A 15,459-nucleotide genomic window follows, 5' to 3' on the forward strand; every position below is an offset into this window, starting at 1 on the left:
TTTATTTGTGTACAAAATGTTACGTTAATGTAATTTTCAATCTTTTTATTTTTCTTTATTAAAGCGCTTTCTTTGTTGTTTTTATGCGATTTTCATCAAAAATAAACTGAATAATATGAATTTTAACGCAAATCAAACGTGAAAAATATTACAAAAACGTATTGAGAGTTGGATTTTATGGCGTTATACTTTGGGAAGAAATCAACCACTAAGGAGAATGTAAATGAAAAAAGTATTAAAAATATTTCTTGTAACTATTTGCATGTTCATAATGATATATCCCTCTACGGCAGCTCACGCGGAAGAAACCTCCGATGTAGTTAATATTCCTGATGATAACTTAAAAGCATATCTAAATGGTCAACTCAAACAATCAGGTATAGCCCCGATTACAAAAAAACAATTAGCTACTATTAAGAATGTAACTCTTTCAGGAACTAGTTATACAAGTCTAACAGGTTTAGAGGAAGCGGATAATCTGGTAACGCTATCCCTTAACAATACAAACATTCAAACGCTTGAACCGATTAAAAACCAAACATCTTTGACCTACATAACGGTTAGCGGAGACAATGTAAAAGATAGCCTTTTCGTAGACTTAAATGGACTTGTTAATTTACAAAGTCTTAGTATTAGCGGAAGCGAAGTAACTCATAATGTCTTTAAGATGTTCAATAAGTTACCAAATTTAACCTATCTTTACGCGCAAAACTCTATGAAAATTACAGATATTTCCGCACTCGCTTCCTTACCAGCTTTAACAACACTTTTCGTACAATTTGATGGTATTGATGATTTTAGACCGTTAAATGATTTTGAAAGTTTTAAAAATGGTAACTTGAAAGCTCTCGCAGCTTTCGGACAAAATACAGGACGCACAAATCCAAGAATTACACTTAAATCTGGTAAGTTAGATTATAATGAAGCAAATCAAACGTTATATTTACCATTTTCTATGATGCCGAAGCCTTTAACGAGTTTTGATGGTACAGTTGCTCCTTTTTCGAAATCTACTTCCGCAAGTAACACTTATTTAGGCTTTAACGATGTGGCGCTTCCGAGCTCGCGTCTTTCCATTACCGATGATGGTATTACTGTAAGTGGTGTAACAAAAGAAGAATTCGATAACCTTGACGAAATTGAATATAATGCACGCTATGACTTCCCAACTGGCAGCTACCCGACACCACCAAGCATGAATTCTTATACAATCTCCAGCGGGACATACGATCAATATTTTGATATCAGCCACACGTTAGATTTAACAGCTGATGAAAGTTTTGACTATAATCAATACGATGCAACTTCAGAAGAACAATTTTTAAAAGATATCCATGCTGAAACGGATGACGGAACAGCTGTACAAAGCGATTTTGATCAAGTAGTTAAGCTTGATGTACCAGGCGAATATACCGTAACATTAAATGCGGAAAATGCTGCAGGGCTCAAAGCGACTCCCGTAACAGTTAAAGTAACCGTTCATGAAAAACCAGTTATTACAGCCGATTCCCAAATTTCTTATAAAAAGGAAACAACTAAATCAGTTGACGAATTTTTGCAAGAAATTCATAGTTCGGTAACTGGAAATGCCGTTTTAACCAGTGATTTTGATAAAGTAGTAGATTTAAACACCCCAGGCGAATACACCGTAACTTTACATGCGATAAATAACCGCGGACAGCAAGCAGATCCTGTAACCGTAATTGTAACAGTGACTACTAGCGACGGCGGATATGTTAATCCAATCCCACCAACACCAGAAGGAAAACCCACACCTCCAGAAAAAACCGGCAAAACAAACATCCCAGAATCCCAAGGCGAAAATTCAGAAGACCCAGTGAAAGAAAATCATGCAAAAACAGAAGAAAAAACTTCTTTAACAACGAAAGAGAACAAAGTCGAAAAAACAAATCAACCGAAAACAAAAGCATTACCACAAACTGGTGATACTACTAAGAACGCATTACCAATCGCAGGAGTAATGCTGAGTTTAGCGGCACTACTACTTGTCAGAAAAAGTAAATTTTAAATTATTGTGAATTCATTAGCAAAAGGATGAATAACAGGCCTAAAATCATTTTTATAGGGTATGGAATACTATAAGAAAAGTTGTAGGAGGTTTTATATGATGGAAAAATATCATCGCATTCTTGTAGCAGTGGATGGTTCTGAACCAGCAAAATTAGCCTTTGAAAAAGGACTTGAATTGGCACTCAAACTGGACGGCGTGCTTGGAATTGCAAGTATTGTCGATTTGCGTGCCTTTTCCCCAAATGTTTCTTATGATGGCAGCTTGGAAGAAAAAGCCGAACTAGAATTAAAAACGAGCGTGAATGAATACGCAGAAAAAGCTAGAACGGCAGGAGTAAAACAAGTAGAAACTTTTGTTGCTAAAGGTAATCCGAAAATCTTACTTTCTACAGACATTCCAGCAGAGTTCCAGGCAGATTTAATTATTTGTGGAGCGACGGGGATGAACCGAGTAGAAAAGCTAGTTCTTGGTAGTGTTTCTTCTTATATTATGGCTCATGCAATATGCGACACTTTAATAGCTAGATAAAAAAAGCGTAGATATCTTTGTTAAAAGATATCTACGCTTTTTATGATCAAAATGGATCGAAGTAAGTGTATTCTGTTACGCCGCCTTCGATAGGTTTACTAATACGGTTAAGTTCATCGACAATTTTTTTAGCATCATCACCAAACACAGGGAGTGGTTGATAATTGTTTTCTGTCGTACTACCATCTGAATTTTCATAAGTTGGAACGATAGAAATATCTTTTAGAACGATTTTATTATCTTCTTTCGTAAAGCGAAGTTGGAACATCGACGTCATACGGGAAAGTAGCGTAGGATCCGCTCCAAAAGCAAAGTCGCCCATGCTATAAACGATGTATTTATCTTTATATTTTTCAACGCTTTCTAGGCGATGAGGGTGAGAGCCCATAATTATATCAGCACCAGCATCTAAAATCGCATGACCAAATTGGGTTTGATAATCCGTTGGTGTCTCGCGATATTCGACGCCCCAGTGCATATTAACGATAAGGAGAGTATCTTCTTTTTTGTATTTCTTCACGTCTTTTACAATTCTTTCAAGATAAGCAGGGGATTGCTGACTCATGCGGCAATCGTAGCCTAGTAGAACAGTTTTCATACCTTTAATCGTTGTTTCAAGTGGAGCATCGGTATTAAAGACAGGTATATTATTATCTTTAAATGCTTTCAATGTCTCGTCGTAACCAACTTGGAAGTAATCCATTGTATGGTTATTGGCTAAATTGGCTGCGTCTACACCACTTGCTGGTAAAAAGGCCACGTGCGCAGGATCGCTTTTGATGCGCCACATTTTATTTTCAGCTTTTGTTGCATTGGTAAAAGCACTTTCGGCGTTGATGACAGTATAGTCATCAGATTTAAACCAAGGAAGACAATTTTTGAAAACATAAGTATTATTACCGTTATTTTTTTTGAATACATTATCGAATTTGAGGTGTTCGGGTGTTTCTGGATAGGTTCCGAATGAATTATCACCAACCATTGTCAAAGTGACAACACCTTTTTCTTTTAATCCTTGTTGGTTGGTTGCGGCAGCCGCATAAAACCAATCATATTGAGACGTTTTTTCGATAGCGGATAATTTCTGTTCGCTTGCGAGAAAGGCTGGATATACTTTTCCAAGCGCTTTTACATCTGCTTTGCCAGTCGTATATGATTTTACAGCTTCTAAACAAGCTGTGAGATTTTGGAGATAGGCGCCAGAATCATTTTTTTCAACTGGATAGGATTTTAGTTCTTTAATTAATTGATTTAAATCGGAAATAGAAGTTTTGTCGGCTCCTGAGCTTGCTAGGGAATTCAAGGTTTTCTTAGCTTGCGATGAAATGGTTTTAACATTAGCTGGCTTTGCTTTTTTAGGGGTTTCGGTTGGAGTAGCTTTTTGTTCTGTTTTGTTAGTGGAATTAGTAATCCAAAAAGCGCCAACGATGAAAACGAGCACCAAGCCAGTAATGATAATATAAGTAAGTTTCTTCAACTAGATATCCTCCGTGCTTCCTTTTTCTCTAAGTATAGTAATTGTCAGGAAGAAACACAAGTCTATATTTAGTAAAACAAAAGCCCAAAATAGATTATTTTGGGCTTCTAGTCTGGTTATTTATTTAGAACCTTTTTCTACATAGCTTAAGTCATTTACGTCACCGATAGTAAATTTACCATCTTTGTAAGTGATTTTTGTTACACTTGCATTTTTGATACCAGCTGCAGGAAGTTTGTATCCTGGTTCGATAGTATCAAGGAGTGCGCCAATGCTTAGTCCGTGAGAAACTAGTAATACGTTACTGTCGCCATTTTTGCTTTCTTTTTTAGCAACATCTGTTAAACCTTCTTTTAGACGAGCTTGGATAGTTGCATAGTCTTCAGCAGGCCAGTTTTCGCCTTCTTTCACACGAGTTTTATCAAGAGCTGCTACGCTATCAGCAAAGCCTTTTGGAGAAATACCAGCTTTTTGCCATTCTTCTAAAGTTTTTCCTTGGCTTTTCGCAATATCAGTCCACATATTTTCATTTAAATCGCCTTCATAAGAACCAAAATTGAATTCACGGAAGCGTGCATCTGTTTCGACTTTTTTATCAGCGGATTTATCGCTTTCTTTCAAAATTAAGTTTGCAGTTTGGATAGCACGACCACTGTCACTGCTATAAGCTGCGGAGAAATCAACGTCTTTTAAGCCTTTACCAGCACTTGTAACTACTTTTTCACCAGCTGGAGTAAGAACTGCATCAGACCAACCTTGTACGCGGTCAGTTGTGTTTAACATTGTTTTACCATGACGTACTACATAAAATGTCACAGTGCCATCTTCTTTAGTTTCTTTTGTCTCTTTTTTGTCTGCAGCTGTGCTGTTACCGCAACCTGCAATTAGCAGAACTGCGCATAACGCCATCATCAATTTAAAAATATTTTTCTTCATCTTGTTCTCCTTTTTTGTTAGTTTTTAGCAAAATAAAAACCCAGATAAATCGAAAATTCGCCTAAAAAGCCAATTCTCCATTTATCTAGGTTATGCCCAAGTTGGTAACATTCCTGAATAAGGATATTTTGTTTATAGGATGATTTTAGCATGGATAGGAAGCGTTTACAAGTCTGATTTTGATAAAAATTGGAAAAATAAGTAAATTATTTGTTTGAAATGTTAATTTAAATTTCCATTATAAAAAGGCTTGGATTTAATCCAAGCCTTTTCCACAACACCTAAACCAACAAAACCACAACCAACGCCAAAATCGCCGGCAAGCCCTGCTTCACCAAAATCCCTTTAGAAGAAGTTGCTCCGCCAAACAGCGCCGCCACAACCACACAGCTCAAAAAGAAAATCTGCACAGTTTCAGCAAATCCTGCTCCTGCGAAAAACAATCCCCACACAAGCCCTGCCGCAAGAAAGCCATTATAAAGCCCTTGATTCGCAAATAGCGTCTGTACTTTCTTATTCGCAAGGAGTTCTTTCTCCACGCCAAACGTCTTGGCTGCGAGTTTGGTATTGGCGAAAAACATTTCTAAAATCATTATATAAATATGCTCGATCATTACGATGAAGGTTAAAATAAATGCTAAAATGGCCATAAAAAATCCCTCTTTTCTACTTCGAAGTATAGCATAGCTTGTAAATTTTTCGTAAAAATAGAGCTTGAAACGTTGACTTATTGGCGAAATCTCCGTAATATCAAACGTAGACTACTTAATTTTTAGTCTGAAAAGGGGGAAACTATATGCAACAAGAAGCAACAGGTGGGCAGAAAATTCGGCCGATACCGATTATTGCCTCATTTTTGATGGCGGGGTTCATTGGGCTATTCAGTGAAACTGCGCTTAACATGGCGCTTAGTGATTTGATTCAGGTGTTTGATATTAGTTCAGCGACAGTGCAGTGGCTTACGACAGGTTATTTGCTAACGCTTGGAATATTAGTACCGATTTCGGGATTACTTTTACAATGGTTTACGACACGAGGATTATTTTTTACAGCAGTGAGTTTTTCGATTGCTGGTACGCTCATTGCGGCGCTTTCGCCAACGTTTGCGATGTTAATGATTGGGCGTGTAGTGCAAGCAGTAGGTACAGCGCTATTACTACCGTTAATGTTTAACACGATTTTACTGATTTTTCCAGAGCATAAACGTGGCTCGGCAATGGGGATGATTGGGCTGGTAATTATGTTTGCTCCAGCAGTTGGTCCGACGATTTCAGGACTAATTTTAGAAAACTTGACTTGGAACTGGATTTTCTGGATTTCCTTGCCATTCCTTATTATTGCGTTATTATTCGGAATGAAATTTATGCAAAATGTTTCGGTTGTTACGAAGCCGAAAATTGATATTTTATCGATTATTCTTTCGACGCTAGGTTTTGGTGGAGTTGTATTTGCCTTTAGTAGTGCGGGAGAAAATGGTTGGGGAAGCGCAACGGTATTAGTTTCAATTATCGTTGGTGGGCTTGCGCTTGGACTCTTTGTTTGGCGCCAACTAACAATGGAAAAACCTTTGATGGACTTGAAAGTATTTAAATACCCAATGTTCACATTAGGACTTATTTTAGTATTTATCAGCTTCATGATGATTCTTTCGACAATGATTTTACTACCGCTCTACTTACAAAATAGTTTAGCGCTCGCAGCATTTTCAGCGGGATTAGTATTACTTCCGGGTGGGGTGCTAAATGGTTTAATGTCACCATTTACTGGGCGTTTGTTCGATGCATACGGTCCACGCGCACTTGTTATTCCAGGGTTTATTGTAGCAGTTGTGGCACTATTTTTCTTAACGAGAATAGAAGTTGGAACATCTGCATTAACCATCATCGTGCTTCATTCGGTGTTAATGATTGGGATTTCGATGGTCATGATGCCAGCGCAAACAAACGGATTAAACCAATTGCCGCCAAAATTATATCCTGATGGCACGGCGATTATGAACACGTTGCAACAAGTTTCCGGCGCGATTGGCACGGCTGTTGCGATTACAATTATGTCAGCTGGGCAAAAAGCTTATATGGAAACGGCGCAAGGAGTAGGACCGGAGCAAATGATTGCTTCGCTGACAGCGGGAATTCAAAATGCCTTTGTCTTTGGACTGATTATGGCTTGTCTTGGTCTGCTGTGTTCGCTATTTATTCGTAAAGCTAAATAATAAAGCGAAGAGAACTTCTCCTAATGAGAGGTTCTTTTTTTGTTTTGACAAATGGGTTCTGAGTAGTTAAACTAATATTAAATATAGTTTATAAAGTTTATTTAATAACTTTGCGAATGGAGCGGTTGATGATGGCAATTCCTCGTGATTTAAAAGAATTGAATAAGAAAAATATCAAGTCGATTTTACGGCAACAAGGGGCGATGACGAAAGCGGAAATCGCCGAAGTGACTGGGCTTAGTGTAGTTACAGTGAACAAGTTGATTCGTGATTTAGTGGAAGATGAAGAGATTTTAGAACAAGATAATTCGGTTGCGACTGGCGGAAGAAGAGCTGTTTCGTATGAAATTAATCCTAATTTTCAGCAGGTGCTGGTTATTAGTTTGCAAGAAAAGTGGAAGAAAATTACTTATTCTTTTTCGGTCTATAATTTGCTTGGTGAGCCGGAGTTTGTGGAGGATATGTCTGGAGAGGATTTGGACATTACTGCGCTGAAACGGAATACGAAAGATCTTGTTTGTGCTTTTCCGAAGATTTCTTGCGTTGTAATCGGGGTACCGGGAATTGAGATAGGTGGTAAGCTACGTGCGATGGATTTTCCGCTACTTTTAAATGTGCAATTGCGGGAGACTTTGGAGGCGGAAGTGAATTTGCCGGTGTTGGTTGAGACGGATACGAATGCGGCGATTTTAGGGTATAAAAATCGGCCGGTGAAAGAGGAGAATATCGTTGGGCTTTATTATCCGGAGCGTTTTCCACCTGGTGCGGGGCTTTTGATGAACGGAGAGATTTTGAAAGGGCAAAATGGACTGGCTGGGGAGATTAAGCATATGCCGCTTCAAGTGGACTGGGATAACTTTGATTTTTCGGTCGATGAGATTAAGGCGCATATTCGTAAAATGGTGTTGCTCACGATGAGTTTTTATGATCCGGAAACGATTGTGCTCTATACGAATTTTTATTTTGGGCAGAAGGATTTTATGGAAGAATTGACGGAAGAGTTGAAGCAAGTTTATCCATATGCGGTTTTACCGGAGATTGTGTTGTCGCGTAAGTTTACGACGGATTATCGGATTGGGCTTTTGGCGTTTGGGATTGATTATTTGGAGAATAATATGACGGATTGGCGGATATAACTTTGGAAAGAAAATGCTCTAGATTTTTAGAGCATTTTCTTTATTATTCAACAAAAAATTTTAAGTCTATGAAGAAAAGAGTAATAAAATATAGTTAAGTAGCTGAATTGATATAATTTTTAAACAATAACTTTAATACGTGATATAATAACAAGTGTAAATGCAATACTTACACTGAAAAACAGCATAAGCTAAATTTTTTATTGGAACTATGAAGTATGATATAGAGAAAATTACAGTAATAGTTCATAACAAAATTGCGAAAGGACGTATTTATGTGGCAGAAGCAAAATTTGAAGCAGCTTTAATTAAAAAGCTTGAAACTGAAGGATGGACTTATCGGGAAGACTTATCCAATGTTAGTATTAAAAAACTTGAAGAGCATTGGCGTGATATTTTAAATGAAACTAACGCACATAAACTTAATGGAGTACCATTGTCAGAAATTGAGTTTGGATTAATTCTTCAAGAACTACAACGTATTAAAACACCGTATGATGCTCAGTTATTATTAGTGGGTGCAGGTGGAGTAGGGTCAATTCCTATTACTCGTGATGATGGTTCAAGCCTGGAAGTTGAAATTTTTTATGAAGATGATGTAGCGGGCGGGCGCTCTCGGTATGAAATTGTCAATCAAGTAAGATTTGATAATCTACCTAAAGGATTAACAACAAAACGTATAATTGATGTAGCTTTACTTATTAATGGTATTCCAGTAGTTCATATTGAAGAAAAAGATGAGCATTTACAAAATCAGTGGCGAGCTTTTGAACAACTCAAAGGTTATCATGGTGACGGACTGTATAAAGGATTGTTTGCTTTTGTACAAGTTCAAGTTATCATGAGTCAACATTCGGCGCATTATTTTGCTCGTCCAAATGCATTTGAACAATATAATAAAACTTTTGTGTTTGGCTGGCGGGACGAAAATAATAAAGATATTACGGATGCATTTGAATTTATTCATCAAGTAATGAGTATCCCTGCTCTCCACCGCTTAGTTACAGTTAATATGATCCCGGATGCGTCAAATGATAACATAATGGTAATGCGCAGCTACCAAATTCAAGCAACAAGAGAAATTTTACAACGCATGAAAGAAATGGAAGCAAGCGGACTTGTGCAAAAAGAGGGCGGGTATATATGGCATACAACTGGATCAGGCAAGACAGTTACTTCCTTTAAGGTTGCACAACTCTTAGCATCTGCACCTAGAATTAAAAATGTACTATTTATTGTGGATCGTATTGACTTAATAGACCAAACACTCGAAAATTTTAAAAGTTTCGCATATGCTCACTTTAAAAATCGCATTAAGAAGGTTAATGGAAGAGAGTTAAAGAGGGAATTAAAGAGAAAAGGCTCCTCGCAAATTTTATTGATTTCAGTTCAAGGATTGACAAAAGCTGTTAAAAAAGGTTTAGAAAATGACGACTGGAATGTCATTATTATGGATGAGGCGCACCGAAGCGCGAGTGGAGAATCTGTAAAGTTAATCAAAAAGGCACTCAAGAAGACAACTTGGTTCGGGTTCACGGGCACTCCGAACTTTTACAGTGATGAAATAAATGATGTCAAAACAACTCGAGAAATTTCAACGCATGATATATTTGGCAAACGACTACATACATATACCATTAAAGATGCTATTGGCGACGGAAATGTCTTAGGATTTGATGTAACTTATTTCAAACCTCATTGGGTGGTTGAACATCCACAAGAAGACTTTTCTGAAAAAGACTATGAAAAAGAAGTTTATCAAAGTGATGTCTATCGTCAAGAAGTCGTAAAAGATATCCTTGATAACTGGACGAAAACATCTAGTGGGGCTTTAATTGCAGGTAAACGTGAAGAGAATGCCTTCCAAGCGATGTTTGCAGTGTCAGGTAAGCAAGCAGCTGTGAATTATTATAATATTTTCAAATCGAAAGGATCTCATTTAAATGTAGCAATGACATTTTCACGTGATGAGTCTAATGAACATGGTACAAAGGAACAAAATGAGGCGCTTAAAATTGCGATTAAAGACTATACTGAAAAATTCAATGTTCCAAGCATTTTAGACGCAAAGGATCCGGCTCGAGCTTACATGTTAGATATAACTAAGCGATTAGCACGTAAAAGACCATATAATCAAGGTAAAGAAGAAGATAGATTAGATTTAGTAATTGTTTCAGATCAGCTTTTAACGGGCTTTGATTCAAAGTTCATCAACGTAATCTTCATGGACAAATTGCTCAAGGAAGGAATGCTAATACAGGCGATTTCTAGAACGAATCGAACTTTTGACCTTAACAGCAAACCACATGGGAAAGTACGTTTTTATCGCCAAGGTGATGAAATGCGCGAATTTGTTGAAAATGCGCTACGTATTTATACGAGAGGTGGCAATGATACTCTTCAAGAAGCGGAAGAAGAGACAAAAAATCAGCTACCTAAAGATTTAGAAAATGACGATATTCTTGCAAAGCCCCAGAGCCATCAAATCAACGAACTAGAAGAAGCTGTCTTAAGATTGAAAGAGCTTGCTGGCGATGATTTTAGTCAAGTTCCACGAGGCCAAAATGATCTAAAAGAATTTGTTGGTCTTGCTTTAACTACTCAAACCAAGATACAGCAATTAGTGCAGCAGGGTTACGAGCTAGGAAGCGAGATTGAGGAGCTAAATGAACAAGGTGAAGCGACTGGAAGAATGGTTCGTTTGAACATTTCAAGTATTGATGAATTTGGTGCTTTACAAGCTCGTTTATATGATGCTAAGGAGAAATTACCTCCTGAAGATCGTCCTGATCTCACTGAAATAAAGATTGGAATTGAATTTTATCATCACGAGATAATTGACTATGATATGTTAGTTGAGCTTCTGAATACCTTCATGGATGAAAAAAATAAAAGTAATAAAGATGCTATCGAAAAACACATCGTACCAATGGATGAAGAAAGTCAACATGAAATCCATGGCATCGTGGATGATATTGAAGCAGGTAATATTACAGAACATTTTACAACCGATTCTCTTCAGGAAACACGTAAGAAATACCGCACGGAACATCGAGAGCTTAGAGTTCGCCGTTGGGCAGCTAACCAAAAAGTCAATGGTAATCGTATTGTGGAAGCTTTCGACTTATTCTTACCAGGGCATACGCTCATTGATAATCCAAAGCTAGCGGATATTGTGCGTGAGATTGAAGCAGAGGAAAATATCGGATTTTTTGAAGCCTCTGATTTTGAAGAAGAGCTAATGGCATTCTTCAATTCACTATAAGCAAATATGAGTTTTATTTATAATAAGAGAAAGAAGGAAAAACATAATGGCATTATCAACTGAACAAAAAACAAAAATGTGGGCAATGCTCAATCAAACACGCGGTCAAATTGGTTTAACTGCATATAAAGACTATATCTTCGGAATTTTGTTTTATAAATACTTATCTGAAAAAGCAACATATTGGCTAAATGGCGTATTACGCGGGGAAAATTGGGAGAGTGTTTATTCTCAAGATTCCTTAAAGGCCTTAAACTATATGAAAAAGAACCTTGGATATGCGATTCAACCAAATGAATTCTTTGTAGACTGGAAAAAAGCAATTGATACAGACCGCTTCAATATTGGGATGATGACAGATACATTTACGCATTTTAACCAACAAATTGCATTTGAAGCGAAAAATGATTTTGAAGGAATTTTTGATGGTATGCGCTTTGATAGTGCGGATTTAGGTGCTAATGCACAAGCTAGGGCTAGTGTCATGATTTCTATGATTGAATTGCTATCCTCTCCTGAATTTGATTTATCTGGTAGTAATGATACTGTTTCAGATATTTATGAGTATCTAGTTGCACAATTTGCTACTGTCCTAGCATCGGATATGGGACAATACTATACACCAAAAGAAATATCTAATGTAATGGCTCGGATTTTAACTTTTGGCCGAGAAGATATGGAAAAGTTTTCTATCTTTGATCCTACTGTTGGTTCTGGTTCACTTTTACTTACAACAGCAAGTTATATGAAGAACTCAGGTAGACGCGGAGTTATTAAGTATTATGGTCAAGAAAAAGATGCAACACCTTACCGCTTATCAAGAATGAATTTGATGATGCATGGTATTGAATATAATGATATTAATATTAATCATGCGGATACACTTGAAAGCGATTGGCCAGATGGGGTAGTGGAGGGAAAAGATACTCCTCGAATGTTTGATGCGGTAATGGCGAATCCTCCTTATTCAGCACATTGGAATAATAAAGACCGTGAAGATGACCCAAGATGGCGGGAATATGGTGTTTCACCTAAGACAAAAGCTGATTATGCCTTTTTATTACACTGTTTGTATCATTTAGAAGATAATGGACGCATGGCGATTATTTTACCACATGGTGTATTATTCCGCGGAGCTTCTGAGGGGCGTATCCGAAAAGCTTTAATTGATAAGCACCAGATTGAGGCAATAATTGGTTTTCCTGATAAGTTATTCTTAAATACATCGATCCCAGTTTGTGTTGTTATTTTAAGAAAAAATCGTATTGAATCAGACATTTTATTCGTTGATGCGAGTAAAGGATTTGAGAAAATTAAAAAGCAAAACAGTTTACGTTCTGAAGATGTAAACAAAATTGTTGATACAGTTATTAATCGTAAAGAGATAGATAAATACTCTCATCTTGCAACATTAGATGAAATTAAAGAAAATGATTATAATTTAAATATTCCCCGCTATGTGGATACTTTTGAAGAAGAGGAAGCTATTGATTTGATAGCGCTTGGTAATGAGATGGTGGCATTAAATGCTGATATTAAAAAAGCCGAGACTGATTTTCTTGGTTTATTAGATGAGTTAGCTGTTACTGCGGATACGAAGGAAATAATTGAAGCTACTAAGGCGGTATTTCGATGAAAAAATTAGAAAAAAGCGTGCCAGTAATCCGGTTTAAAGGCTTTTCTGAAGCTTGGGAACAGCGTAAGGTTTCAGATTATGCAATAAACACATACGGTGGGGGGACTCCCAAAACTAATGTGCCTGAATACTGGAGCGGAGAAATTCCTTGGATACAGAGTAGTGATTTATTAATAAGTAATTTATTTAATGTAATCCCTAAAAAATATATTACAGAATTGGCTGTAAAAAGTTCAGCGACTAAATTTATTCCAGCTAATTCAATTGCAATCGTTTCACGAGTGGGCGTAGGGAAATTAGTATTTATGCCTTTTGAATACACAACTAGTCAAGATTTTTTATCTCTTTCTAACTTACAAGTAGATTCTAATTTTGGGGTTTATTCTATATATATGATGCTTCAAAAAGAATTAAAAAATATTCAAGGTACTTCAATTAAAGGAATAACAAAAACAGACTTATTAGAGAAAAATATTAACAAACCTTCAAGTAGAGAAGAACAACAAAAAATAGGTGCCTTTTTCAAACAACTTGACAACACTATTACTCTTCATCAGCGTAAGTTAGATGCTTTAAAGCTGATGAAGAAAGGGTTCTTACAGCAAATGTTCCCCAAAATCGAAGCGGATATCCCCAAGATTCGGTTTGCTGATTTTGATGGAAAATGGGAACAGCGTAAGTTAGGAGAGATTTTTAATGAAAGATCGGAACGAAGTGCTGACGGAGAGCTAATTTCTGTAACAATTAATTCAGGAGTAATTAAAGCTTCTAAATTAGAGAAAAAAGATAACTCTAGTTTTGATAAATCTAATTATAAAGTTGTAAAAAAAGGAGATATAGCATATAATTCTATGCGTATGTGGCAAGGAGCAAGTGGGTATTCAACTTATGACGGAATACTAAGCCCCGCTTATACTGTAATTTATCCAAGAAAAGATATTGATACAATATTTATAGCTTATATGTTTAAAAAAATTGATATGATTCAAACTTTTCAACGTAACTCACAAGGATTAACTTCAGATACATGGAATTTAAAATTCCCCTCCTTATCTACAATTAAGATTAAAATACCAGCAAATGATGAACAAATAAAAATTACAAACTTATTTCAAAAATTAGAATATACTTCAATACTTCATCAAAACCAAATAGAGATGCTAAAAAAGGTAAAAAAAGCTTATTTGCAAACTATGTTTATCTAATAAGATATTTACACTTAAACTAACTCCTAAGATAATAATAAAAGGTGATTAACTCATCTATTTATTATCTTAGGAGGTTTTTTATGAAAGCGAAAAAGAGAAAAGAACAAACATTTCATGAGTATTTTAAAGAATGGGTAGATCTTTATAAAGTTGGAGCGATACGTTCAATTACCTTGCAAAAATACTATGTAACAGAACAAAAAATTCAAGAACTTGTACCTGATTTAAAAATAAAGGATCTAGATCGTTATACTTATCAGCAACTGCTAAATAGTTATGCACTTACTCATGAGAAACAAACTACTATGGATTTCCATCATCATCTGAAAGGAGCTATTTTAGATGCTGTAGATGAAGGTGTGATTAGTCAAAACCCCACAAGAAAAATTGTGATTAAAGGAAAAGCACCACGATCTAAAAAAGCAAAATTTTTAAATCAATTTGAAGTACAAGCCTTATTAAAAGAATTAAATTTAAAGGAAAATATAAATTGGGATTGGTTTATTCTATTAATCATTAAAACTGGACTTCGATTTTCAGAAGCATTAGCTCTAACACCTTCAGACTTTGATTTTTCTACACAAAAAATTAATATTAATAAAACCTGGGATTACAAAATGGTTACTGGTTCTTTTCAACCGACAAAAAATGAATCTTCCAATAGAAAGATTCAAATTGATTGGCAATTAGCAATGCAATTTTCCCAGTTAATTAAAATGAAAGACCCTGATAAACCTATTTTTGTTAAAAGTAGAGTATTCAATTCTACTATTAATAATCGTTTAAAAGTATTGTGTGAGAATGCAAATATACCAACTATCACAATCCATAGTTTACGACATACCCATGCATCTTTGCTATTATTTGCTGGAGTTTCAATTGCCAGTGTTGCGAATAGGTTAGGTCATTCAAGTATGACTACTACCCAAGAAACATACCTTCATATTATTCAGGAATTGGAAAATCAAGATAATGATAAAATTATACGCCATTTATCAATGTTAATGTGATTAATAATCCCCATCTCAT

General features: G+C 36.1%; 11 protein-coding genes. 8 read left to right on the forward strand and 3 right to left on the reverse strand.

Going from position 1 to position 15,459, the window contains the following annotated elements; translation table 11 throughout:
* The first annotated feature begins 223 nt into the window (after nt 1-223).
* Both HRK21_RS08475 and HRK21_RS08480 read left to right on the forward strand, forming a co-directional pair.
* On the forward strand, nt 224-2,029 hold the full coding sequence (locus HRK21_RS08475; protein WP_070005792.1) for a LapB repeat-containing protein: 1,806 nt from the start codon (nt 224-226) through the stop codon (nt 2,027-2,029).
* Nucleotides 2,030-2,128: 99 nt separating this feature from the next.
* Nucleotides 2,129-2,560 (forward strand): universal stress protein, encoded by a 432-nt coding sequence (locus tag HRK21_RS08480; protein WP_003721301.1) that lies wholly within the window; start codon nt 2,129-2,131, stop codon nt 2,558-2,560.
* 46 nt (nt 2,561-2,606) lie between these two features.
* On the opposite strand, the gene HRK21_RS08485 is transcribed toward HRK21_RS08480, so the two are convergent.
* From HRK21_RS08485 to HRK21_RS08495, 3 genes are all read right to left on the reverse strand, one after another.
* A complete protein-coding gene (locus HRK21_RS08485; protein WP_070005793.1) occupies nt 2,607-4,037 on the reverse strand; it encodes a CapA family protein in 1,431 nt (476 codons plus the stop codon).
* A 120-nt stretch (nt 4,038-4,157) separates the two neighbouring features.
* Nucleotides 4,158-4,973, reverse strand: coding sequence for a histidine phosphatase family protein (locus tag HRK21_RS08490; protein ID WP_003738203.1), 816 nt, complete (start codon nt 4,971-4,973; stop codon nt 4,158-4,160).
* 281 nt (nt 4,974-5,254) lie between these two features.
* Nucleotides 5,255-5,623, reverse strand: a complete 369-nt coding sequence (locus tag HRK21_RS08495; RefSeq protein ID WP_070005794.1) for a DUF1304 domain-containing protein — start codon at nt 5,621-5,623, stop codon at nt 5,255-5,257.
* Between the two features lie 146 nt (nt 5,624-5,769).
* Between HRK21_RS08495 and HRK21_RS08500 the strand changes: the two genes are divergently transcribed.
* The 6 genes from HRK21_RS08500 (at nt 5,770) to HRK21_RS08525 (ending at nt 15,440) form a co-directional block, all read left to right on the forward strand.
* Complete coding sequence (locus tag HRK21_RS08500) at nt 5,770-7,185, forward strand: DHA2 family efflux MFS transporter permease subunit (protein ID WP_070005795.1); 1,416 nt, start codon at nt 5,770-5,772, stop codon at nt 7,183-7,185.
* A gap of 131 nt (nt 7,186-7,316) precedes the next feature.
* Nucleotides 7,317-8,321: an ROK family transcriptional regulator gene (locus tag HRK21_RS08505; protein WP_077952703.1), complete on the forward strand. Its 1,005-nt coding sequence runs from the start codon at nt 7,317-7,319 to the stop codon at nt 8,319-8,321.
* 277 nt (nt 8,322-8,598) lie between these two features.
* On the forward strand, nt 8,599-11,586 hold the full coding sequence (locus HRK21_RS08510) for a type I restriction endonuclease subunit R (RefSeq protein ID WP_070005797.1): 2,988 nt from the start codon (nt 8,599-8,601) through the stop codon (nt 11,584-11,586).
* A gap of 46 nt (nt 11,587-11,632) precedes the next feature.
* On the forward strand, nt 11,633-13,222 hold the full coding sequence (locus HRK21_RS08515) for a type I restriction-modification system subunit M (protein ID WP_070005798.1): 1,590 nt from the start codon (nt 11,633-11,635) through the stop codon (nt 13,220-13,222).
* Nucleotides 13,219-14,427 carry a restriction endonuclease subunit S gene (locus HRK21_RS08520; RefSeq protein WP_096824454.1) on the forward strand — a complete coding sequence of 403 codons (1,209 nt, stop codon included), beginning with the start codon at nt 13,219-13,221 and terminating at the stop codon, nt 14,425-14,427. Before HRK21_RS08515 ends, HRK21_RS08520 begins: the two co-directional genes overlap by 4 nt.
* Before the next feature lie 83 nt (nt 14,428-14,510).
* Nucleotides 14,511-15,440: a site-specific integrase gene (locus tag HRK21_RS08525; protein ID WP_070005897.1), complete on the forward strand. Its 930-nt coding sequence runs from the start codon at nt 14,511-14,513 to the stop codon at nt 15,438-15,440.
* The last annotated feature ends 19 nt before the right edge of the window (nt 15,441-15,459 follow it).

This window comes from Listeria monocytogenes, from assembly GCF_013282665.1.
GTDB classification, from domain to species: domain Bacteria; phylum Bacillota; class Bacilli; order Lactobacillales; family Listeriaceae; genus Listeria; species Listeria monocytogenes_C.

Coding starts and splice junctions, on each gene's coding strand:
- HRK21_RS08490 (WP_003738203.1), bottom strand. CDS start 4,973: ATGAAGAAAAATATTTTTAAATTGATGATGGCGTTATGCGCAGTTCTG.
- HRK21_RS08505 (WP_077952703.1), top strand. CDS start 7,317: ATGGCAATTCCTCGTGATTTAAAAGAATTGAATAAGAAAAATATCAAG.
- HRK21_RS08500 (WP_070005795.1), top strand. CDS start 5,770: ATGCAACAAGAAGCAACAGGTGGGCAGAAAATTCGGCCGATACCGATT.
- HRK21_RS08480 (WP_003721301.1), top strand. CDS start 2,129: ATGGAAAAATATCATCGCATTCTTGTAGCAGTGGATGGTTCTGAACCA.
- HRK21_RS08525 (WP_070005897.1), top strand. CDS start 14,511: ATGAAAGCGAAAAAGAGAAAAGAACAAACATTTCATGAGTATTTTAAA.
- HRK21_RS08495 (WP_070005794.1), bottom strand. CDS start 5,623: ATGGCCATTTTAGCATTTATTTTAACCTTCATCGTAATGATCGAGCAT.
- HRK21_RS08475 (WP_070005792.1), top strand. CDS start 224: ATGAAAAAAGTATTAAAAATATTTCTTGTAACTATTTGCATGTTCATA.
- HRK21_RS08520 (WP_096824454.1), top strand. CDS start 13,219: ATGAAAAAATTAGAAAAAAGCGTGCCAGTAATCCGGTTTAAAGGCTTT.
- HRK21_RS08515 (WP_070005798.1), top strand. CDS start 11,633: ATGGCATTATCAACTGAACAAAAAACAAAAATGTGGGCAATGCTCAAT.